The sequence below is a fragment of the Pseudomonas sp. KBS0710 genome (assembly GCF_005938045.2).
Classification (GTDB): domain Bacteria; phylum Pseudomonadota; class Gammaproteobacteria; order Pseudomonadales; family Pseudomonadaceae; genus Aquipseudomonas.
Genome location: NZ_VCCF02000001.1, coordinates 6,505,208 through 6,525,632, shown reverse-complemented (window position 1 = coordinate 6,525,632; position 20,425 = coordinate 6,505,208). Strand labels below are relative to the sequence as shown.

General features: G+C 59.7%; 21 protein-coding genes. 10 read left to right on the top strand and 11 right to left on the bottom strand.

Going from position 1 to position 20,425, the window contains the following annotated elements; genetic code table 11:
• Window positions 1-34: 34 nt before the first annotated feature.
• Entirely contained in the window at window positions 35-1,234 is a 1,200-nt protein-coding gene (gene tyrS / locus FFI16_RS29825) for a tyrosine--tRNA ligase (protein ID WP_138813628.1), read from the bottom strand.
• Window positions 1,235-1,443: 209 nt separating this feature from the next.
• Between tyrS and FFI16_RS29820 the strand changes: the two genes are divergently transcribed.
• Window positions 1,444-2,856 (top strand): peptidoglycan DD-metalloendopeptidase family protein, encoded by a 1,413-nt coding sequence (locus tag FFI16_RS29820; protein ID WP_138813627.1) that lies wholly within the window; start codon window positions 1,444-1,446, stop codon window positions 2,854-2,856.
• Between the two features lie 3 nt (window positions 2,857-2,859).
• Entirely contained in the window at window positions 2,860-3,951 is a 1,092-nt protein-coding gene (locus tag FFI16_RS29815; RefSeq protein WP_138813626.1) for an anhydro-N-acetylmuramic acid kinase, read from the top strand.
• A gap of 78 nt (window positions 3,952-4,029) precedes the next feature.
• Here FFI16_RS29815 and erpA read toward each other — a convergent pair whose 3' ends face one another.
• Together erpA and argC are read right to left on the bottom strand one after the other, a co-directional pair.
• Window positions 4,030-4,380, bottom strand: a complete 351-nt coding sequence (gene erpA, locus FFI16_RS29810; RefSeq protein WP_003176443.1) for an iron-sulfur cluster insertion protein ErpA — start codon at window positions 4,378-4,380, stop codon at window positions 4,030-4,032.
• Window positions 4,381-4,544: 164 nt separating this feature from the next.
• A complete protein-coding gene (gene argC / locus FFI16_RS29805; RefSeq protein WP_017138092.1) occupies window positions 4,545-5,579 on the bottom strand; it encodes an N-acetyl-gamma-glutamyl-phosphate reductase in 1,035 nt (344 codons plus the stop codon).
• A 136-nt stretch (window positions 5,580-5,715) separates the two neighbouring features.
• Here argC and hemJ point away from each other — a divergent pair, with 136 nt between their 5' ends.
• The 6 genes from hemJ to coq7 all read left to right on the top strand — a co-directional run bounded on the left by hemJ (window position 5,716) and on the right by coq7 (window position 10,169).
• The gene (hemJ, locus tag FFI16_RS29800) at window positions 5,716-6,144 is read left to right on the top strand and encodes a protoporphyrinogen oxidase HemJ (protein WP_138813625.1); all 429 of its coding nucleotides are present in this window, start codon (window positions 5,716-5,718) and stop codon (window positions 6,142-6,144) included.
• A gap of 24 nt (window positions 6,145-6,168) precedes the next feature.
• On the top strand, window positions 6,169-7,131 hold the full coding sequence (locus FFI16_RS29795) for a nitronate monooxygenase family protein (RefSeq protein ID WP_138813624.1): 963 nt from the start codon (window positions 6,169-6,171) through the stop codon (window positions 7,129-7,131).
• 70 nt (window positions 7,132-7,201) lie between these two features.
• Complete coding sequence (locus tag FFI16_RS29790; RefSeq protein ID WP_138813623.1) at window positions 7,202-8,167, top strand: DUF805 domain-containing protein; 966 nt, start codon at window positions 7,202-7,204, stop codon at window positions 8,165-8,167.
• Between the two features lie 63 nt (window positions 8,168-8,230).
• Window positions 8,231-9,019 carry an SDR family oxidoreductase gene (locus FFI16_RS29785; RefSeq protein ID WP_138813622.1) on the top strand — a complete coding sequence of 263 codons (789 nt, stop codon included), beginning with the start codon at window positions 8,231-8,233 and terminating at the stop codon, window positions 9,017-9,019.
• A 46-nt stretch (window positions 9,020-9,065) separates the two neighbouring features.
• Window positions 9,066-9,404, top strand: coding sequence for a histidine triad nucleotide-binding protein (locus tag FFI16_RS29780; RefSeq protein ID WP_003210943.1), 339 nt, complete (start codon window positions 9,066-9,068; stop codon window positions 9,402-9,404).
• Window positions 9,405-9,521: 117 nt separating this feature from the next.
• Window positions 9,522-10,169 (top strand): 2-polyprenyl-3-methyl-6-methoxy-1,4-benzoquinone monooxygenase, encoded by a 648-nt coding sequence (gene coq7, locus FFI16_RS29775; RefSeq protein WP_138813621.1) that lies wholly within the window; start codon window positions 9,522-9,524, stop codon window positions 10,167-10,169.
• A 56-nt stretch (window positions 10,170-10,225) separates the two neighbouring features.
• Here coq7 and FFI16_RS29770 read toward each other — a convergent pair whose 3' ends face one another.
• A complete protein-coding gene (locus FFI16_RS29770; RefSeq protein WP_017138086.1) occupies window positions 10,226-10,648 on the bottom strand; it encodes an OsmC family protein in 423 nt (140 codons plus the stop codon).
• A gap of 247 nt (window positions 10,649-10,895) precedes the next feature.
• On the opposite strand from FFI16_RS29770, the gene crp reads away from it, so the two are divergent.
• Window positions 10,896-11,540: a cAMP-activated global transcriptional regulator CRP gene (gene crp, locus FFI16_RS29765; RefSeq protein ID WP_056857865.1), complete on the top strand. Its 645-nt coding sequence runs from the start codon at window positions 10,896-10,898 to the stop codon at window positions 11,538-11,540.
• Here crp and FFI16_RS29760 read toward each other — a convergent pair.
• The 4 genes from FFI16_RS29760 to FFI16_RS29740 form a co-directional block, all read right to left on the bottom strand.
• Window positions 11,537-12,232 carry a lipoate--protein ligase family protein gene (locus tag FFI16_RS29760; RefSeq protein ID WP_138813620.1) on the bottom strand — a complete coding sequence of 232 codons (696 nt, stop codon included), beginning with the start codon at window positions 12,230-12,232 and terminating at the stop codon, window positions 11,537-11,539. The two genes, crp and FFI16_RS29760, sit on opposite strands and share 4 nt — an antisense overlap.
• A 157-nt stretch (window positions 12,233-12,389) precedes the next feature.
• Window positions 12,390-13,226 carry an indole-3-glycerol phosphate synthase TrpC gene (trpC, locus tag FFI16_RS29750; RefSeq protein WP_138813618.1) on the bottom strand — a complete coding sequence of 279 codons (837 nt, stop codon included), beginning with the start codon at window positions 13,224-13,226 and terminating at the stop codon, window positions 12,390-12,392.
• On the bottom strand, window positions 13,223-14,272 hold the full coding sequence (gene trpD, locus FFI16_RS29745) for an anthranilate phosphoribosyltransferase (protein WP_010206948.1): 1,050 nt from the start codon (window positions 14,270-14,272) through the stop codon (window positions 13,223-13,225). Before trpD ends, trpC begins: the two co-directional genes overlap by 4 nt.
• 9 nt (window positions 14,273-14,281) lie before the next feature.
• The gene (locus FFI16_RS29740; RefSeq protein WP_138813617.1) at window positions 14,282-14,875 is read right to left on the bottom strand and encodes an aminodeoxychorismate/anthranilate synthase component II; all 594 of its coding nucleotides are present in this window, start codon (window positions 14,873-14,875) and stop codon (window positions 14,282-14,284) included.
• 421 nt (window positions 14,876-15,296) lie between these two features.
• Between FFI16_RS29740 and estP the strand changes: the two genes are divergently transcribed.
• Window positions 15,297-17,219, top strand: coding sequence for an esterase EstP (gene estP / locus FFI16_RS29735; protein WP_138813616.1), 1,923 nt, complete (start codon window positions 15,297-15,299; stop codon window positions 17,217-17,219).
• A 136-nt stretch (window positions 17,220-17,355) separates the two neighbouring features.
• On the opposite strand, the gene trpE is transcribed toward estP, so the two are convergent.
• The 3 genes from trpE to rpe form a co-directional block, all read right to left on the bottom strand.
• On the bottom strand, window positions 17,356-18,837 hold the full coding sequence (gene trpE / locus FFI16_RS29730) for an anthranilate synthase component I (RefSeq protein ID WP_138813615.1): 1,482 nt from the start codon (window positions 18,835-18,837) through the stop codon (window positions 17,356-17,358).
• Window positions 18,838-18,905: 68 nt separating this feature from the next.
• Window positions 18,906-19,724: a phosphoglycolate phosphatase gene (locus FFI16_RS29725; protein ID WP_138813614.1), complete on the bottom strand. Its 819-nt coding sequence runs from the start codon at window positions 19,722-19,724 to the stop codon at window positions 18,906-18,908.
• Window positions 19,721-20,395 (bottom strand): ribulose-phosphate 3-epimerase, encoded by a 675-nt coding sequence (rpe, locus tag FFI16_RS29720; protein ID WP_017138077.1) that lies wholly within the window; start codon window positions 20,393-20,395, stop codon window positions 19,721-19,723. The genes FFI16_RS29725 and rpe overlap by 4 nt, the downstream gene beginning before the upstream one ends.
• Window positions 20,396-20,425 lie beyond the last annotated feature (30 nt).

Below are 20,425 nucleotides of genomic sequence, written 5' to 3'. Positions count from 1 at the left end.
AGATATAAAACGCCGTCAACACCTCATTTCAGTTTTATTCGGCTTTGAGCGTAATACGCGCAAATGCCTTCTTCCCAGCCTGGCAAACGTGGGTAGCGCCCAGCTCGTATATAAAGGTGCGATCGACAACCTCACCATCTATACGCACACCACCGGAACCCAGCAGGTCGCGCGCAACCGCGGAGTTCTTAACCAGGCCCGCCTTATTAAGTACCGCAGCAATCGGCATTGCTTCAGTCGCAGTCAATTCGATCTCTGGCAGATCATCCGGCAGCTCGCCATCCTTCATACGGTTACCAGCCGCGCGGTGAGCACTGGCCGCAGCCTCTTCACCATGGAAGCGCGCAACGATCTCTTCCGCCAATTTGATCTTCACGTCACGAGGATTCGCACCCGCCTCAACTTCAGCGCGCAACGCATTGATCTCGTCCATCGACCGGAAGCTCAACAGCTCGAAGTAACGCCACATCAGCGCATCAGGAATCGAAACCAGTTTGCCGTACATAACACCCGGCGCTTCCTGGATACCGACGTAGTTGCCAAGCGACTTGGACATCTTCTTGACGCCATCCAACCCCTCCAGCAAAGGCATGGTCAGAATGCACTGAGCTTCTTGCCCATACGCACGCTGCAACTCGCGCCCCATCAGCAGGTTGAACTTCTGATCAGTACCGCCCAACTCAACGTCCGCGCGCAAGGCTACCGAGTCATAGCCCTGCACCAGCGGGTAGAGGAACTCGTGAATCGCGATCGGCTGATTGGTGGAGTAGCGCTTGTCAAAGTCGTCACGCTCAAGCATGCGCGCCACGGTGTATTGGGAAGTCAGGCGAATAAAGTCGGCCGGCCCCATCTGGTCCATCCAGGTGGAGTTGAATGCCACCTCGGTCTTGGCCGGATCGAGAATCTTGAACACTTGGGTTTTGTAGGTCTCGGCATTGTCGAGAACCTGCTCGCGGGTCAGCGGCGGGCGCGTTGCGCTCTTGCCGCTCGGATCACCGATCATCCCGGTGAAGTCACCTATAAGGAAGATGACCTGATGCCCCAGCTCTTGGAACTGGCGCAGCTTATTAATAAGCACGGTATGACCCAGGTGCAGATCCGGCGCGGTCGGATCGAAGCCAGCCTTAATCCGCAGGGGTTGGCCACGCTTGAGCTTTTCGATCAGCTCGGCCTCGACCAACAGTTCTTCCGCACCACGTTTTATCAGCGCTAGCTGCTCTTCAACCGACTTCATAACAGACCCGCAAGGCTCAGATTCAAAAGGGAACCAACCATACAAGATCAGGGACTAATTACAAGTTTTGTCCCGCGCACGGACACCGTTCAGCAAGCCCAGCGTTCGCGAGCTTGCGCCACAGATGATTTGGTTATATTTTATACAGTTATTTCATCTTCATCATGTCATTCATCTTTTCCATTTCATCTTCAAAGTCAAAATTACTTATGACCACAGAACCGTCTAAAGCGCCGCCGCTTTACCCGAAGACCCACCTGCTCGCCGCAAGTGGTATCGCCGCCCTTCTCAGCCTGGCACTCCTGGTATTCCCTTCCAGTGACGTAGAAGCCAAACGAACATCCCTGAGCCTTGACCTGGAAAGTCCAGTTGAACAACTGACACAAGATCAAGACGCTTCCGACGCGCAACAAGCCACAAACGCACCGATAGAATCTCCATTTGCACAGATAGAAAGCAGCCCGGAAGACACCCAGCAGGCCACTCAAGAGCCGCCTGCGCCAGCCACTCCAAAAAATCCGCTGCACCGCGAAGTGACCGTCGCCAAAGGCGACACCCTTTCAACACTGTTTGAAAAGGTCGGCCTGCCCGCCTCTACGGTTAATGAGGTGCTGGCCAGCGATAAACAAGCCAAGCAATTCACCCAGCTCAAACACGGCCAGAAGCTAGAGTTCGAATTGGCTGCCGACGGCCAGCTGAAAAACCTGCATAGCAATGTCAACGACCTCGAAAGCATTGCCCTGACCAAAGGCGCCAAAGGCTTTGCGTTCAACCGCATCACCACCAAGCCGGTGACGCGCTCCGCCTACGTGCATGGCGTGATCAACAGTTCGCTGTCACAGTCGGCCGCCCGCGCTGGCTTGTCCCACAGCATGACCATGGACATGGCCAGCGTGTTTGGCTACGACATCGACTTCGCCCAGGACATTCGTCAGGGTGACGAATTTGACGTGATCTACGAGCAGAAAGTCGCCAACGGCAAAGTCGTCGGGACCGGCGCGATTCTTTCTGCGCGGTTTACCAACCGTGGCAAGACCTACACCGCAGTGCGTTACACCAACAAACAAGGCAACACCAGCTACTACACCGCCGATGGCAACAGTATGCGCAAGGCCTTCATCCGTACGCCGGTGGACTTTGCCCGCATCAGTTCGCGCTTTTCCATGGGCCGCAAGCACCCGATCCTCAACAAGATCCGCGCCCACAAAGGCGTTGACTATGCCGCCCCGCGCGGCACGCCCATCAAGGCTGCCGGTGACGGCAAGGTGCTGCTGGCCGGCCGTCGCGGTGGCTACGGCAATACCGTGATCATCCAGCACGGCAATACCTACCGCACCCTTTATGGCCACATGCAAGGGTTCGCCAAAGGCGTGTCGACCGGCAGCAACGTGAAGCAGGGCCAGGTTATCGGCTATATCGGCACCACCGGCCTGTCCACCGGCCCGCATTTGCACTATGAGTTCCAGGTGAATGGCGTTCACGTCGACCCACTTGGCCAAAAGCTGCCAATGGCCGATCCGATCGCCAAAGCCGAGCGCGCACGCTTCCTGCAACAGAGCCAGCCACTGATGGCACGCATGGACCAGGAGCGCTCCACCCTGCTGGCCTCGGCGAAGCGCTAAGGTATGCCGCTCTATATAGGTGTGATGTCCGGGACCAGCCTCGATGGCCTGGACATCGCCCTGATCGAACAGAACCCGGCGATCAACTTGATCGCCACTCACTACATCCCCATGCCGGACGATCTGCGTACCCAGCTATTAAGCCTCTGCGCCAGCGGCCCGGATGAGATCGCCCGTTCGGCTGTCGCCCAGCAACACTGGGTGACACTGGCGGCCAAAGGCATCCATGCCTTACTGGAACAACAGAACCTCAAGCCTCAGGACATACGCGCGATCGGCAGCCACGGCCAGACGATCCGCCATGAACCTGCTCGAGGTTTTACCGTACAAATCGGCAACCCTGCCCTGCTCACTGAGCTGACGGGCATTACCGTCGTCAGTGATTTCCGCAGCCGCGATGTGGCCGCAGGCGGTCAAGGCGCGCCCTTGGTGCCCGCCTTTCATGAAGCCTTGTTCGGTGAACGTACCGGCAACCGCGCCGTATTGAATATCGGCGGCTTCAGCAACCTCAGCCTGATCGAGACCGACAAGCCCGTAGCCGGCTTCGATTGCGGCCCGGGCAACGTGCTGCTGGATGCATGGATTCACGATCAGCGCGGCGAGCACTTCGATCGCGATGGCCAATGGGCAGCCGGTGGCCAGGTCGAGCCTGCGCTACTCAACGCGCTACTCAGTGACCCGTTCTTCCTGACCAAAGGCCCGAAAAGCACTGGGCGCGAAGTATTCAACCTGGGATGGCTGCAACACCACCTCGGCAGATTGCCAGCGTTCCAGCCAGAGGATGTGCAAGCAACCCTGCTTGAACTGACCGCACTGACCATCGTCGAGTCCCTGCAAGCCGCACAAGCCGACACCGAAACCCTGCTGGTCTGTGGTGGCGGCGCGCATAACACCACGCTGATGAACCGCCTTGCGGCGCTGTTGCCGTCCACTCAGGTCAGCAGCACCGCCACTTACGGCGTGGACCCCGATTGGGTGGAAGCCATGGCCTTCGCCTGGCTGGCCCATTGCTGCCTGGAGGGCATTGCCGCCAACCGCCCAAGTGTCACTGGCGCACGCGGGCTTCGGGTATTAGGTGCAATCTACCCAGCCTAAACCTGCAGACAGCAAAACGCCGCTTGGCCTATCAAAGCCAAGCGGCGTTTTTTTATTTGCTGAAGATCAGGCTGCTGATCAGATCGAGAACGAAGACCCGCAACCACAGGTCGTGGTGGCATTCGGGTTCTTGATCACGAAACGCGAGCCTTCCAGACCTTCCTGGTAATCCACCTCGGCACCTGCCAGGTATTGGAAGCTCATCGGGTCCACGACCAGGCTGACGCCCTCGCGCTCGACGATGGTGTCATCGTCGGCCACATCTTCATCGAAGGTAAAACCGTACTGAAACCCTGAACAACCGCCGCCCGTAACGAATACGCGCAGCTTCAAGCGATCATTACCCTCTTCATCGACCAGGCTCTTCACCTTGTGCGCAGCACCGTGGGTGAATTGCAAAGCCGTGGGGGTGAAGGATTCAACGCTCATGCTGATAATCTCCCGGCGTAGCGCCGCCATATGCGTAATGGCGGGCATTATCCGCTTCTCCTAGAAAAGCGGTCAACTATTGTTACGGTATATCAATCTGCGCTGCAGCCATTAAAAACACAAAAGGCCCGATAGACGGGCCTTTTGCAATCAACGGTAAAACCTTAAGGCAGCATGCCCGCGTGGGACAGACCCAGCTTCTCATCCAGGCCAAACAGAATGTTCAGGTTCTGCACCGCCTGGCCCGACGCGCCCTTGACCAGGTTATCGATCACCGACAACACCACCACCAAATCGCCATCCTGTGGACGGTGCACGGCAATGCGGCATACGTTGGCACCGCGCACGCTACGGGTTTCCGGGTGGCTGCCAGCCGGCATCACGTCGACAAACGGTTCATTGGCATAACGCTTTTCAAACAGCGCCTGCAGGTCTACCGAACGGTCGACAACGGTTGCATAGAGCGTGGAGTGAATGCCACGAATCATCGGCGTCAGGTGCGGCACGAAGGTCAGGCCCACGTCTTTACCGGCCGCACGACGCAGCCCCTGGCGAATTTCCGGCAAGTGCCGATGCCCTTTTACCGCGTAGGCCTTCATGCTTTCCGACGTCTCGGAGTACAGCGAACCTACAGCTGCACCACGGCCGGCGCCGCTCACACCCGACTTGCAGTCGGCGATCAAACGCGAAGTGTCGGCCAGACCCGCTTCCAGCAACGGCAGGAAACCCAGCTGCGTCGCGGTCGGATAGCAACCCGGCACGGCAATCAGGCGTGCTTGCTTGATTTGCTCACGATTGACTTCCGGCAGACCGTACACCGCCTCTTCCAGCAACTCAGGCGCGCCGTGTGGCTGGCCGTACCACTTGGCCCACTCATCGGCGTCCTGCAAGCGGAAGTCGGCCGACAGATCGATAACCTTGGTACCCGCCGCCAGCAGTTCGCCGGCCAGTGCATGCGCCACCCCGTGAGGCGTGGCGAAGAACACCACATCGCACGCGCCCAGGGTCTTGATGTCCGGCACGCTGAACGCCAGGCCGTCATAGTGGCCTCGCAGGTTCGGGTACATATCGGCCACGGCCAAGCCGGCCTCGGATCGGGAAGTGATGACCACCACCTCAGCTTGCGGATGCTGAGCCAACAGACGCAGCAATTCGACACCGGTGTAACCCGTGCCGCCGACGATACCGACCTTGACCATAAACCTGCCCTCAACGAACCCACTGGAAAGCCGTCGATAATAGGGGCCGTATCGTCCTGCGACAACCGTCAACGTGACGTACAGGCGCATGAGCCACTACTATCTTCAGTTACCGTGAACCTGGGAATAACTAGAAATGCTCTATCTATGGATCAAAGCCTTCCATATCGTCAGTATCGTCTGCTGGTTTGCCGGGCTGTTTTACCTGCCACGCCTGTTCGTCTATCACGCACAAAGTGAGGACACCGTCAGCAAAGAACGCTTCAGCCTCATGGAGCGCAAGCTGTACCGCGGCATCATGGGGCCAGCGATGATCGCCACCCTGGTCTTCGGCGGCTGGCTGATCTACCTCAACCCGGCCATCTTTCAATCCGGTGCCTGGATCCACGCCAAACTTACCTTGGTGGTACTGCTGATCGGCTACCACCATATGTGCGGCGCCCAGGTAAAACGCTTCGCCCGTGGCGAAAACACCCGCAGCCATGTCTTTTATCGCTGGTTCAATGAAGTGCCGGTTCTGATATTGCTGGCTATCGTAATTTTGGTCGTGGTCAAACCGTTCTAATTTCAATTACTCGGGGAACCTCCAATGTCACTGCCCGCTTCGCTCGAACAAAGTCTGCGCCTGCCCGTGGTGGCTGCGCCGATGTTCCTGATTTCCAACCCGCAATTGGTCCTGGCGTGCTGTCGCAATGGCGTGGTCGGGAGTTTCCCGGCACTCAACCAGCGCGAAAGCAGCGGTTTCAAGGCCTGGCTGGAGGAAATCGAAGCGGGCCTGGCGCAGTTGGACAACCCCGCGCCCTATGCCGTCAACCTGATCGTGCATAACAGCAACCCAAGGCTTGAAGCCGACCTGGCGATCTGCGTCGAGCACAAGGTGCCGATCGTTATCACCAGCCTGGGCGCGGTCAAGGAACTGGTGGACGCGGTTCACAGCTACGGTGGCCTGGTGTTTCACGACGTCACCACCCGCCGGCATGCCGAGAAAGCCGCAGAAGCCGGGGTTGACGGCCTGATCGCCGTGGCGGCGGGCGCCGGTGGCCACGCCGGCACCTGGAGCCCGTTCGCGCTGATCGCCGAAATTCGCCAGTTCTTTGATAAAACCCTGCTGCTGGCCGGCTGCCTCAACCAAGGGCATGAGATACTCGCCGCGCAACTGCTGGGCGCAGACCTGGCGTATTTCGGCACGCGCTTTATCGGCACCACCGAAAGCCACGCCCCGGACGCGTATAAAGAGATGCTGCTCACATCGCGCGCCGCCGACATCGTGCACACTCCTGCGGTGTCCGGCGTACCCGCAAGCTTCATGCGCCAGAGCCTGGAAAACGCCGGATTCGACCTCGCCGCCCTGCAGGGCAAAGGCGAAGTCAACTTCGGCTCCAAGCTCAAGCCGTTGAGCGATGAGGCCAAGGCCTGGAAAACCGTATGGTCAGCCGGCCAAGGTGTTGGCCAGATTGATGATTTGCCCAGCGTCGATGAACTGATTGCCCGCCTGGATGCCGAATACCGCAAGGCACGCGAGCAGGCAGCGCAACTGCGCTGGCCCCGTTGAACTCAATAGCAGGCCTGCCCCTTGGTGCTGGCCTGAACCCCTTCCCTGAACCAGTGACAAGGATGCCCGCATGAGCGACAGCCGTTTCAAGATCGTGTTTGACGGAGCCCTGCTCCCGGGTGTCGAAAGCACCACCGCCAAGCTGAACCTCGCCGAGCTGTTCAAGAGCGATGTGGCAGCCATCGAAAAGCTTTTCACCGGCCGCCCGGTCGCACTCAAGCGCGACCTTTCCCGCGCCGATGCCGAAACCTACCTTACTGCGCTGAAAAACGCCGGCGTCGATGCCCGTATCGAACCCGAGCAGCCGGTAACCTTCAACCTGGCCGAAACCCATGAGACCGATGCCAGCGCCGCTGACTTCTCGCGCCCTGCGGCTTCGCCCTATGCACCACCGCGTGCTGCCGTGGGTGAGTACACCGAGGAATACTCAACCCTTAAAGTGTTCACCATCCACGGGCGCATCGGCCGCCTGCGTTATCTGGCCTGGACGCTGGTGTTGACCCTGGCACTGCTGGTGGCCGGTGGCATCATCAGTACCGCTAGCTTCGCCGTGGCAACCGCCTCGCCGACTGCCGGCACCATCCTCGGGGTGCTGCTGGGCTTGGCCTTGTTTGTTGCACTGGTGTGGGTGAGCGTGCAAATCGGTGTGCAACGCCTGCACGACCTGGGCTGGTCCGGCTGGCTGTACTTCCTCAACCTGGTGCCACTGGTCAACAGCGTCTTCCCGATCCTGCTGCTGGTACTGCCGGGCAACGCAGGCGCCAACCAATATGGCCCGCCGCCGCCGCGCAACTCCACGGCAGTCAAAGTGCTGGCGACCCTGTGGCTGGCGTTTATCCCAGTGATGCTCGCCATTGTGGTGACGCTGGGCATGAACGGCTACTTGAACCAGCTCGAAGCCAATATGGACAGCAGCTACGAAAGCAGCTCCATTACCGCCGATGACGCCACCGATCAAAGCGTCACCGTAGATGAAGAAGACAGCGTGCAAAGTGCTGAGGACGCAGCCGAACCTGTAGACTCTCCAGAACAGTGAAGAAACGCCCGCCGCCTGTGATGCCTCTGTCACAGGCTTGGCGGCGTTGCGATGGAGAAAGGCATGACCCGTTACGCTCTGATCACCGGCGCCTCCAGCGGCATCGGCCTGGCTTTGGCCGAAGCACTGGCCCGTCGCGGCCGCAGCTTGATTCTGGTGGCCCGTCAGCGTGATCAGTTGGAAAGCATTGCAATTGAATTGACTCAGCGCTTCGGCGTCGAGGTGCTGTTTCGTGCCTGCGACCTCGGCGAACCCCTGCGCTTGTCGGGGTTCCTGCTGGAACTTGAAGAAGGCGAGCGGCAGATCGACCTGTTGGTCAACTGCGCTGGCATGGGCACCAGCGGGCCGTTCCTCGCCCAGGATTGGATGACCGAGCAAGACCTGATCGAAGTCAACATCCTGGCCCTCACCCGCATGTGCCACGCCCTAGGCAACGCCATGGCGCTGCATGGCGGCGGGCAGATTCTCAACGTAGCCTCGGTCGCAGCCTTCCAACCCGGGCCCTGGATGAGCAGCTATTACGCCAGCAAGGCGTATGTGCTGCACTTCTCCGAGGGCCTGCGCGAAGAGTTGAAGACTTGCGGTATCAAGGTCTCGGTGCTGTGCCCCGGGCCCACGCGCACGGCGTTTTTCGGCACCGCGCAAATGGACACCGCCAAGCTCGACCGCAGCAATCAACTGATGAGCCCGGAAGAAGTGGCGCTCTACACCGTGCGTGCGCTGGAAAAAAACAAAGCCATCATTATTCCCGGGCGACGCAACCGCTGGCTGGCCTTCAGCCCGCGCTTGAGCCCACGCTGGCTGACCCGCAAGATTGCCGGCGCCATCAACAAGGCCTATTGCCCGCGCTGACGACCTCGGTACACTCGTTATGCACTTTCATAATGGAGAAACAGCTGTGGATACTCTGTTCACCAAGATCATCAACAGAGAAATACCTGCGAAGATCATCTATGAAGATGACCAAGTCCTCGCCTTCCACGATATTGCCCCAATGGCACCCGTGCATTTTCTGGTCATTCCGAAAAAGCCGATCCGCACCCTCAACGACCTCACCGAAGAAGACAAAGCCCTCGCTGGCCATATTCTGTTCACCGCTCAACGGCTGGCGGTAGAGCAAGGCTGCGAGAAGGGCTTTCGCGTGGTGATGAACTGCAACGAGGATGGCGGGCAGACTGTTTATCACATCCATATGCATGTGCTGGGTCAGCGCCAGATGAACTGGCCGCCGGGCTGATTATCCATGGCGCACAGGTCGCGGCTCAAAGCTGCGACCCTATGCCCTTGATGCAGCGCAAACGCTTCGCCCTCTCTTGCGGTAAACTGGCCGCCGAGATTCTTCCCGGAGGTCAGCATGACTACCCAACGTCACTACTCGCCGATTGACCGTCTGTTGCTGCAAGCCGACATGGCCATGCGCACACTGCTGCCCTTCAGCGGCCAACCGTACCGGCCTTCGCCCGCCATCGTGCAGCCCGATACGCAGATGAGCGAGACCGACACCCGCCACGTCGCCGGCCTGATGCGCATCAACCACACCGGTGAAGTCTGTGCCCAGGCGCTGTACCAAGGCCAGGCGCTGACCGCCAAGCTGCCGCAAGTACGCGCAGCGATGGAACATGCCGCCGAAGAAGAAATCGACCACCTGGCCTGGTGCGAGCAGCGCATTCGCCAACTCGGTAGCCATCCCAGCGTGCTCAACCCACTGTTTTACGGCTTGTCGTTCGGTATCGGCGCCGCCGCCGGCCTGATCAGCGACAAGGTCAGCCTCGGTTTTGTCGCCGCAACCGAGCATCAAGTGTGCAAACACCTGGATGAACACCTGGAGCAACTGCCGGCCGAAGACGAAAAGTCCCGGGCGATTCTTGAGCAAATGCGCATTGATGAAGAACACCACGCAGAAAGCGCACTGGATGCAGGCGGCTTCCGCTTCCCGGCGCCCGTGCGGTTTGGCATGAGCGTATTGGCCAAGGTCATGACCAAAAGCACCTATCGAATCTAAAAAGCCGCACAAAAAAGGGCGCCCTCAAGGGCGCCCTTTTTTTTGCCGACTCGCAATCAACCCAGCTCGATAATCTCGTAGTCATGGGTGATGGCCACACCGGCTGCGCCAAGCATGATCGATGCCGAGCAGTACTTCTCGGCCGACAGCTCGATAGCACGTTTAACCTGAGCTTCCTTCAACGCCCGGCCTTTGACCACGAAGTGCATGTGGATCTTGGTAAACACCTTGGGGTCTTCAGTGGCGCGCTCCGCTTCCAGGAAAGCTTCGCAGCTTTCGACGGCCTGGCGGGACTTCTTCAGGATGCTGACCACGTCGAAATTGCTGCAACCGCCAACACCGAGCAGGAGCATTTCCATCGGGCGTACACCCAGGTTACGGCCACCGGCGTCCGGCGGGCCATCCATAACTACTACATGGCCACTGCCCGACTCACCGAGGAACATGGCCTCGCCCGCCCATTGGATGCGTGCCTTCATCGCCCAGACTCCACTGCTAAAAAAGGGTCGCCAGCTTAGCACAGGGTCTTGAAACCGCAGCGCCCGGCATGAAAACGATCAATGACGACGTTTGCCCGCTAAATTCCCTAATCGAGGCAGAATGTGTCTGTTAAGCTGGCGCCAATTCAATGGCGCATTGCCACCCTTTGTACAGCGTGTATCAATGCGGTTACCGCTGGATAAAAATAATTCCAACCACACCGTGCAGTCTTTTCGGGATACAACCATGGTTGCTCTTGCTCCCACACCCAAGATCAAGAACCTCGACAAATTGTTGATGCACTGCCAGCGCCGGCGTTACCCGGTCAAGCACAACATCATTTGCGCGGGCGAACGCTCCGAAACACTGTTCTTCATTATTAAGGGTTCGGTCACCATCCTGATCGAAGATGAAGACGGCCGTGAGATGATCATCGCGTACCTCAATACCGGCGATTTTTTCGGCGAGCTGGGGCTGTTTGAACAAGCCGGCAAAGAGCAGGAGCGCAGTGCCTGGGTGCGGGCCAAGGTCGAGTGCGAAGTCGCCGAGATCAGCTATGCAAAGTTTCGCGAACTGGCCCAACACGATCCCGACATCCTCTACGCCTTGAGCGGTCAAATTGCCCAGCGCCTGCGCGACACCACACGCAAGGTGGGCGACCTGGCTTTCTTCGATGTCACCGGCCGCGTGGCCCGCTGCTTGCTGGAACTGTGCAAACAGCCCGACGCCATGACTCACCCCGACGGCATGCAGATCAAGGTCACGCGCCAGGAGATCGGACGTATTGTCGGGTGCTCACGGGAAATGGTCGGTCGTGTCCTCAAGGACCTGGAAGAACGCAACCTGGTACACGTCAAAGGCAAGACGATGGTGGTGTTCGGTACGCGTTAACCTGGCAGGAACCCGGCCAGCATCTGCCGGTACAACGCGTCCAACCGGGTGATCGCATCCGGAGCGGAGAAAGCTTCGTGCAACGCGATATGGCTGTCGGCCCGCACCCGCTGATCGATCCCGCAAGCCTGGTTGAAGCGATTGACCGCCGCAATCAGCTCATCGCGGTCGTTATCCAGCAACAACGCGCCGTGCACCAAACCCACCGGGCGGCCAGCGCTTTGCCGCCAGCGCTGGGCAGTGCCGACCATCTTGCGGCCGTTGAGGTTGACGTTGTAGCGACCGTCGCAGAAGGCGCCTTCAATTTCGCCAACAGAAGCGTCACCGCCCAACTCAATCAGCAAGTCGCAGATCGGCTGGCACAAACGCTGATAACCGGTTTCGATACGCCCCTGATCACCTTCGCTGCGTGGCGGCGCGTAAACCAGTGCGATATTGACCGTGGCGGCCGACTGCGGCACCGGCTCTCCGCCGGTTTCGCGCAGTAGCACCGGCCAACCGGCAGCTGCCGAAACCTGGCTGGCAGCGTCAAAAGCCGGCAAGCGGCTCAAACGGCGCGGCATCACCAAAGCCTGGTCATTTGGCTGCCAGAACAGTAGCCCGAATTCCTGTTCACCGGCGCAAACGGCCGCCAGCAAGTCTTGCTCGGCGGCAAGCCCTGCTTCAACTGTCATCGACACCGGCTCAATCATCGAACACCTATCATCTGAACCAACACAAAACCAAATGTGGGAGCTGGCTTGCCTGCGATAAAGGCACCGCGGTCTTCCAGAAACACCGAGGTGATGCTATCGCAGGCAAGCCAGCTCCCACACAAGCCCGCTCCCACATTTTTGACCGTATTTCAAATCAGTCGAGGGTCGAACCGCTCACCGCCACGCCACGCTCCGGGAAGAACAGCCGCTGCAATTCCGCCCCTGGGTTCTCGGCGCGCATGAACGTCTCGCCCACCAGGAATGAATACACACCGCTGATTTCCATCAGTTCCACGTCGGCGCGGTTGACGATGCCGCTCTCGGTAATCACCAAACGGTCACGCGGAATACGCGGCAACAGGTCCAGGGTATTTTCCAGGCTGACTTCAAAGGTGTGCAGATTACGGTTGTTAACCCCCACCAGCGGCGTGTCGAGGGTTTTCAGCGCACGCTCCAGCTCATCACCGTCGTGTACTTCCACCAGCACGTCCAGGCCGACGCTTTTGGCCACGGCCGCCAGCTCAGCCATCTTCACATCATCCAGCGCGGAGACGATCAGTAGCACGCAATCGGCGCCCAAGGCGCGGGCTTCGACGATCTGGTACGGGTCAACCATGAAGTCCTTGCGGATCACCGGCAACTTGCACGCAGCGCGGGCTTGTTGCAGGAACAGGTCGGAACCCTGGAAGAAGTCGATATCGGTCAACACGGACAAGCAAGTTGCGCCGCCCTTCTCATAGCTCTTGGCAATGTCTTCAGGAATGAAAACTTCGCGAATCACGCCCTTGCTGGGCGAAGCTTTTTTGATCTCGGCAATGACGGCCGGCTGCTTTTCCTTCGCCTGCTTGATCAGCGCATCGGCAAAACCACGCGGCGCGTCAGCGCTCTTTGCCAACCCCTCCAGCTCAGCCAGGCTCACACGGGCACGGCGCTCGGCGACTTCTTCAGCTTTGCGCGCGAGGATTTTTTCCAGAACGGTCGGGACACTCATCCTTCATTCTCCATTTTGAACACAGCGGTGAATGCTCCCAGCTCTTCGAGCTTTTCGCGAGCCAGACCGGTGTGCAACGCATCGTGGGCCAAGGCGACACCTTCCTTAAGACTATAGGCGTGGTCCGCCGCGTAAAGTGCCGCGCCAGCATTCAGAACAATCATTTCTGCGGCTTTCTGGCCGTTTTCTGTCTTGCGGCGCCCCAAGGCATCACGGATCAACTCCAGCGAGGCCGCCGGGCTTTCCACCGCCAAGCCATGCAGGCTTTGGCTTTTCATACCGAGGTCTTCGGGCTCGACCCAATATTCAGTGACCTGGTCATTCTTCAGCTCCGCCACGAAAGTCGGCGCTGCCAGGCTGAACTCATCCAGGCCATCTTTGGAATGCACCACCAGCACGTGCTTGCTGCCAAGACGTTGCAACACTTCGGCCAATGGCCGGCACAGCGCCTGACTGAACACACCGACCACCTGATGTTTCACGCCGGCCGGATTCGTAAGCGGGCCGAGCATGTTGAACAGGGTGCGCAGGCCAAGGTCCTTGCGCGGGCCGGCGGCGTGCTTCATGGCGCCGTGATGGGATTGGGCAAACATAAAGCCAATGCCCACGCTATCGATACAGCGTGCCACCTGCACCGGCGTCAGGTTCAGATAAATCCCGGCCGCCTCCAGCAAGTCGGCGCTGCCGCTTTTGCCCGACACCGCACGGTTACCGTGTTTGGCCACCGTGCAACCGGCAGCCGCCACCACAAAAGAAGAAGCCGTCGACACGTTGAAAATATTCGCACCGTCGCCGCCGGTGCCGACCACATCGACCACGCCGTCGAGGGTCTTGAGCTCAACCTTGTCGGCCAGCTCACGCATCACTGACACGGCACCGACGATTTCGTCGATGCTTTCGCTCTTCATGCGCATCGCCATCATGAACGCGCCGATCTGTGCGTCGGTGCATTGACCGGTCATGATCTCGCGCATCACATCGCTCATTTCAGCGGTGCTCAGGTCCAGATGGCCGACGATACGGCTCAGGGCAGTCTTGATATCCATGGAAAGTCCTTAGCGCGTGCCGCCGCTCTGCTTGAGAAAGTTGGCGAACAGCTCGTAGCCCTGCTCGGTCAGGATTGATTCGGGGTGAAATTGCACCCCTTCGATATTCAGTGTCTTGTGGCGCAGGCCCATGATCTCGTCGACCGAGCCGTCTTCCAGCTGGGTCCAGGCGGTCAGCTCCAGGCACTCGGGCAGGGTTTCACGCTTGACCACCAACGAGTGGTAGCGCGTGACGGTCACTGGCAGGTTGAGGCCGTGGAAAACGCCAAGGTGTTTATGGAACACCGGGCTGGTCTTGCCGTGCATCACTTGGCGCGCACGCACCACGTCACCACCAAACGCCTGGCCGATGGACTGGTGGCCCAGGCACACGCCCAGGATCGGCAATTTACCGGCGAAATATTTGATCGCTTCGAGGGATATGCCCGCTTCGGTCGGCGTACACGGGCCAGGCGAAACCACGATGCGCTCAGGGTTCAGAGCGGCGATTTCGGCGACCGTCAGTTCGTCGTTGCGCACCACTTTTACCTCGGCACCGAGCTCGCCCAAGTACTGCACAACGTTGTAGGTAAAGGAATCGTAGTTATCAATCATCAGCAACATGTGGGTTCAAACCTCTTGAATTCACTGATTTCGAATGACCGCCTTCCAAGAGAGTGTCCCGCTGCCAGACGCACGTTCCGGTTGCCAGGGTGAGCCGGCAAGGGGCGTCAAACAAAGGGTAAAGAAGGCAAATCGGTACAGGTCCGGCCAAGCCGGCAGAGAAAAATGTCAGGCGCGCCAACGCCAACGGGCGTGTGCCTTGACTACTCGCATCAAGAGTTTGCTGATGATCAACACGGGGAGGGTCTCATTCATACGTTCAGGCACAGTAACGTAGCCTCGCCAGCGGTGCAATATGGAGCAGCGATTCCGGGGGTCACCACCGAGTATTTGTAAGAAAAAACTGTTTTCTTCGAAGAAAACCCTAACTACATTGCTAGTGTTTCGCTTCCGACACAAAAACAACTAAATGGAATTTTGCATGCTCAGACCACCGTTTTTCGCGCCCCTTGCCGGCTGCCTCCTGTCACTGGCCTGCGCGCAGGCGTTTGCAGCACCTTCACCTTACTCAACCATGGTCGTGTTCGGCGACAGCCTGGCCGACGCCGGCCAGTTCCCCGATGGCTCGGCCGGTGCCACCTTGCGCTTTACCAACCGCACCGGGCCGACATTCCAGGGCGATTATGGCCTGGTGTCATCAACGCTATTGGGCTCCAAGCTGGGAGTGGCCCCCAACGACCTGAATGCCTCCACCTCGCCCGTGCGTGCCGCCCAGGGTTTACCCGATGGCAATAACTGGGCGGTCGGCGGCTACCGTACCGACAACATCCTGGACTCCATCACTTCGGTCTCCAATGCGGCGATCCCGCCCGGCAACGCCGGAGGTGGCACGGTGCTGCGCAGCCGCCAGGGTTATCTGCCGGCCAACGGCGGGCGGGCCGACCCGAACGCGCTGTACTTCCTGTCTGGCGGTGGCAATGACTTCCTGCAAGGGCGCGTCCTCAGCCCAGGCCAGGCCGTTGCCGCCGGCGGGCGTTTGGCCGACAGCGCCCAAGCGCTGCAACAGGCTGGCGCGCGCTACATCATGGTGTGGATGCTGCCTGACCTGGGCCTGACGCCCGCCATCAACGGCACGCCCGCGCAAGGCGCCAGCTCGGCCCTCAGTAACATTTTCAACCAGGCGCTGGTGCAGCGCCTGTCGCAGATCGACGCCCAGGTCATCCCACTGAACATCCCGTTACTGCTCAATGAAACCTTCGCCAACCCTGCGCGCTTTGGCCTGGCCACCGGGCAAAACCTCACCGGCACCTGCTTCAGCGGCAACGGCTGCACCGCCAACCCGGTCTATGGCATTGGCGGCACTAACCCGGACCCGACCAAGCTGATCTACAACGACTCGGTACACCCCACCATTGCCGGGCAACAGTTGATCGCCGACTACGCCTACTCGCTGCTCGCCGCGCCGTGGGAAGTGACCTTGCTGCCGGAGATGGCCCAAGGCACCTTGCGCGCCCATCAGGATGAACTGCGCAACCAGTGGCAAGCCGACAATGGCAACTGGCAGGCCGTCGGCCAATGGCGCGCGATTGTCGCCGGTGGTGGCCAGCATTTGGACTTTGATGACCAACGCAGTTCGGCCAGCGGCGACGGCAGTGGCTACAACGTGAACGTCGGCGGCAGCTATCGCCTCGACGAAAACTGGCGCGTAGGCGTGGCCGCCGGCTTGTATCGCCAGACACTCGAAGCCGGCGCCCGCGATTCGGACTACAAGCTCAACAGCTACATGGGCACCGCCTTCGCGCAATATCAGCAAAACCACTGGTGGGCCGATGCGGCGCTGACCGGCGGCAAGCTGGACTTCGACAGTCTCAAGCGCAAGTTCGCCCTGGGCGTCAGCGAAGGCGGCGAAAAAGGCGACACCGACGGTTGGCTCTGGGCCTTGAGCGGCCGCTTGGGCTACGACATTGCCGGCGCCGGCAGCGACTGGCACCTGTCACCGTTCATCAGCGCCGACTACTCGCGGGTCGAAGTCGATGGCTATTCGGAAAAGGACAACCGCTCCACCGCGCTGACGTTCGATGACCAGCAACGCGACTCCAAGCGCCTCGGCATGGGCTTGCAAGGCAGCTACCGGATTACGCCGCAGACCCAAGTGTTTGGCGAAGTGGCCCACGAGCATGAGTTCGAAAACGACACCCAGAAGGTAAAGATTTCGCTCAACAGCGTGCCAGGCATCGACTTCAAGCTGGACGGTTACACGCCACGCAGCAATTCGGATCGGTTGAGCTTGGGGGTGAGCCACAAGCTGACTCAGGAGCTGGCGCTACGGGCGGCGTATAACGTGAGGAAGGATGACAGCTTTACCCAGCAAGGCGTCAATGTTGGGGTGAGTCTGGACTTCTAAGCGGATCCTAAACGCCCCACAAAACAACTGTGGGAGCGGGCTTGCTCGCGAATGCGGTCTATCAGTTACACATTCAGTGACTGACACTCCTCATTCGCGAGCAAGCCCGCTCCCACATTTTGATCTACATCTAATCTCAAGCTTGCGGCGTTTGCTCAGCCAACGCCACCGCCCGGAACATCGCGCGGCGTTTGTTCAGGGTTTCTTCCCATTCCAGGGCCGGCACCGAGTCAGCCACAATCCCGCCACCGGCCTGCACATGCAGCTCGCCGTCCTTGATCACGGCGGTGCGGATCGCAATCGCGGTGTCCATATTGCCGTTCCAGGCAAAATAACCCACGGCGCCGCCATACACACCACGCTTGACCGGCTCCAGTTCGTCGATGATCTCCATCGCGCGAATCTTCGGTGCGCCCGACAAGGTGCCCGCCGGCAGAATCGCCCGCAACGCGTCCATCGCGGTCAACCCGGCTTTCAGCTCGCCGGTGACGTTGGACACAATGTGCATCACGTTGGAATACCGCTCGATGACCATCTTCTCGGTGAGCTTCACTGAGCCGATTTCCGACACCCGCCCGGTGTCGTTGCGGCCCAGGTCGATCAGCATCAAGTGCTCGGCAATTTCCTTGTCGTCACTCAGCAGGTCTTCTTCCAGCGCCAGGTCGGCTTCTTCGGTCGCGCCACGCGGGCGTGTACCGGCGATCGGGCGCACGGTGATCAGGTTGTCTTCGACCCGCACCAGCACTTCCGGCGAACTGCCCACCACGTGGAAGTCGCCGAAGTTGAAAAAGTACATGTACGGCGTCGGGTTGAAGCAACGCAGCGCGCGGTACAGATCGATCGGCGCGGCCTTGAAGTCAATGGACATGCGTTGCGACGGCACCACCTGCATGCAGTCACCGGCAAGGATGTATTCCTTGATGGTGTCGACTGCGCGCTCGTAGTCATCCTGGGTAAAGCTTGAACGAAAGATCGGGTCGGCAGCTGGCGGACGGCTGAGGTCCAGGCCACGACGTGGGGTGATCGGCTGACGCAGTTTTTCCAGCAATGCCTCAAGGCTGGCCTGGCCTTGCTCAAAGGCATCGGCCTGGGACGGGTCGGCGAGGACAATCGCGTGCATCTTGCCGGCGAGGTTGTCGAACACCACCACCGCGTCGGAGACCATCAGCAGAATGTCCGGCACGCCCAGCGGGTCCGGGTTCGGGCATTTGCCCAGGCGTTTTTCCACGTAGCGCACGCAGTCGTAGCCGAAATACCCCACCAGGCCACCGTTAAAACGCGGCAGGCCGGGAATGGTCGGCACGTTGTAGCGCGCCTTGAAGGTTTCGACGAAGGCCAGTGGGTCTTCTACGTCATGGCTTTCGATCTCGACGCCATCATGGGTGATGCTCACATGATGGTCATGCACACGCAGCACGGTGCGGCACGGCAGGCCGATGATCGAGTAACGGCCCCACTTCTCGCCGCCCTGTACCGATTCGAGCAGGTAAGAGTTGGGTTCGTCGGCCAGTTTGAGGTAGATCGACAGCGGCGTATCGAAGTCGGCCAGGGTTTCGCAGGCCAAGGGGATACGGTTGTAGCCGGCAGCGGCCAAACGCAGGAATTCTTCGCGGGTCATGAGGTGCCTCGTGGCTTGAGGGTCAAACGGTCAGGTGTGCAAACGTGCCGCAGCGCGGCCAGGATCAGTCAGGCGCGCCAACGCCAGCGGGCAAGGGCCTTGATGACTTTCATCCAGAGTTTGCGAGTGACCACCACGATGGAGTTTCCAGAAGGGGTTGATTCGATGTCGGGCAACGTTATCTCAGCGCCCGCTCCCAAGCAACCGGGGATTAACAGTCGCAGATCATCAATCACCAGCGCCGGCGATTCTTCGGCGATCGGCCGGCCATGGTTATAACCGTAGCTCAGCGCCACACACTGCACGCCAGCGGCTTTGGCGGCCAGCACATCACTGCGCGAATCACCGACAAACAGCGATTGCGAGGCCGGAATATTGGCCATTTTCATCACAAAGAACAGCGCCGCCGGGTCAGGCTTTTTCTGCGGCAAGGTGTCGCCACCGATGATCCAGCGGAAATACCGGCCGATTTTCATCTGGTCCAACAGCGGCGCGACAAAACGCTCCGGCTTGTTGGTGATCAGCGCCATCTCCACGCCTTGCTTATGCAGCCACTTGAGCGTGTCGCGCACGCCGGGGTAGACCACGGTCAGCTCATGGCTGCTTTCATAGGCGACATTGAAGAGTTCCAGGGCGTGCTCGGCCTCGACCTCATCCACACCATCGGCATCGATGTGGTTGGCCAAGGCCCGGCGCACCAGCATCTGCGCGCCATTGCCGACCCACTCACGCACCGATTCGACGCCTGCCGGCTTGCGCCCCAGCTTGAGCAGCATCTCGTCCACCGCCGCCGCCAGGTCTGGCACCGAATCGATCAACGTACCGTCCAGATCGAACATCACCAGCCGTGGCAGTTTGCCGGGGAACAACTGCTCAAAACCGCTCATGGACGCGCCAGCGCCAGTTCGGCCCGCATCTTGTCGATGACTTCCTGGTAGTTGGGGGCGTTGAAGATCGCCGAGCCGGCCACAAAGGTGTCAGCGCCAGCAGCGGCGATTTCGCGGATATTGTTGACGTTAACCCCGCCGTCGATTTCCAGGCGGATATCACGGCCCGACGCATCGATCAGCGCGCGGGCTTCGCGCAGCTTGTTCAGGGTGCCGGGGATAAATTTCTGTCCACCGAAGCCCGGGTTGACGCTCATCAGCAAGACCATGTCGACCTTGTCCATCACGTACTCCAGCACGCTCAACGGCGTGGCCGGGTTGAACACCAGGCCCGCCTTGCAACCACCTTCACGGATCAGTTGCAGGGTGCGGTCGACGTGCAGCGTGGCTTCCGGGTGGAAGGTGATGTAGGTAGCGCCGGCCTCGATGAAGTCACCGACGATGCGGTCCACCGGGCTGACCATCAGGTGCGCATCGATCGGCGCAGTAATGCCGTACTTGCGCAGTGCCGCGCAAACCATCGGGCCGATAGTCAGGTTGGGCACGTAGTGGTTGTCCATGACGTCGAAGTGCACGAAGTCGGCACCGGCGGCCAATACCTTGTCCACTTCTTCACCCAGGCGGGCGAAATCGGCGGAGAGAATCGATGGAGCGATAACGAAGGGCTGCATGACGCACCTTTTTTGAGCTAAATCACGATG

Coding starts and splice junctions, on each gene's coding strand:
- FFI16_RS29790 (WP_138813623.1), top strand. CDS start 7,202: ATGAGCGACAGCCGTTTCAAGATCGTGTTTGACGGAGCCCTGCTCCCG.
- rpe (WP_017138077.1), bottom strand. CDS start 20,395: ATGCAGCCCTTCGTTATCGCTCCATCGATTCTCTCCGCCGATTTCGCC.
- trpE (WP_138813615.1), bottom strand. CDS start 18,837: ATGACCCGCGAAGAATTCCTGCGTTTGGCCGCTGCCGGCTACAACCGT.
- FFI16_RS29770 (WP_017138086.1), bottom strand. CDS start 10,648: ATGAAGGCACGCATCCAATGGGCGGGCGAGGCCATGTTCCTCGGTGAG.
- tyrS (WP_138813628.1), bottom strand. CDS start 1,234: ATGAAGTCGGTTGAAGAGCAGCTAGCGCTGATAAAACGTGGTGCGGAA.
- crp (WP_056857865.1), top strand. CDS start 10,896: ATGGTTGCTCTTGCTCCCACACCCAAGATCAAGAACCTCGACAAATTG.
- FFI16_RS29820 (WP_138813627.1), top strand. CDS start 1,444: ATGACCACAGAACCGTCTAAAGCGCCGCCGCTTTACCCGAAGACCCAC.
- coq7 (WP_138813621.1), top strand. CDS start 9,522: ATGACTACCCAACGTCACTACTCGCCGATTGACCGTCTGTTGCTGCAA.
- FFI16_RS29795 (WP_138813624.1), top strand. CDS start 6,169: ATGTCACTGCCCGCTTCGCTCGAACAAAGTCTGCGCCTGCCCGTGGTG.
- FFI16_RS29815 (WP_138813626.1), top strand. CDS start 2,860: ATGCCGCTCTATATAGGTGTGATGTCCGGGACCAGCCTCGATGGCCTG.
- hemJ (WP_138813625.1), top strand. CDS start 5,716: ATGCTCTATCTATGGATCAAAGCCTTCCATATCGTCAGTATCGTCTGC.
- trpC (WP_138813618.1), bottom strand. CDS start 13,226: ATGAGTGTCCCGACCGTTCTGGAAAAAATCCTCGCGCGCAAAGCTGAA.
- argC (WP_017138092.1), bottom strand. CDS start 5,579: ATGGTCAAGGTCGGTATCGTCGGCGGCACGGGTTACACCGGTGTCGAA.
- estP (WP_138813616.1), top strand. CDS start 15,297: ATGCTCAGACCACCGTTTTTCGCGCCCCTTGCCGGCTGCCTCCTGTCA.
- erpA (WP_003176443.1), bottom strand. CDS start 4,380: ATGAGCGTTGAATCCTTCACCCCCACGGCTTTGCAATTCACCCACGGT.
- FFI16_RS29760 (WP_138813620.1), bottom strand. CDS start 12,232: ATGATTGAGCCGGTGTCGATGACAGTTGAAGCAGGGCTTGCCGCCGAG.
- trpD (WP_010206948.1), bottom strand. CDS start 14,272: ATGGATATCAAGACTGCCCTGAGCCGTATCGTCGGCCATCTGGACCTG.
- FFI16_RS29725 (WP_138813614.1), bottom strand. CDS start 19,724: ATGAGCGGTTTTGAGCAGTTGTTCCCCGGCAAACTGCCACGGCTGGTG.
- FFI16_RS29740 (WP_138813617.1), bottom strand. CDS start 14,875: ATGTTGCTGATGATTGATAACTACGATTCCTTTACCTACAACGTTGTG.
- FFI16_RS29785 (WP_138813622.1), top strand. CDS start 8,231: ATGACCCGTTACGCTCTGATCACCGGCGCCTCCAGCGGCATCGGCCTG.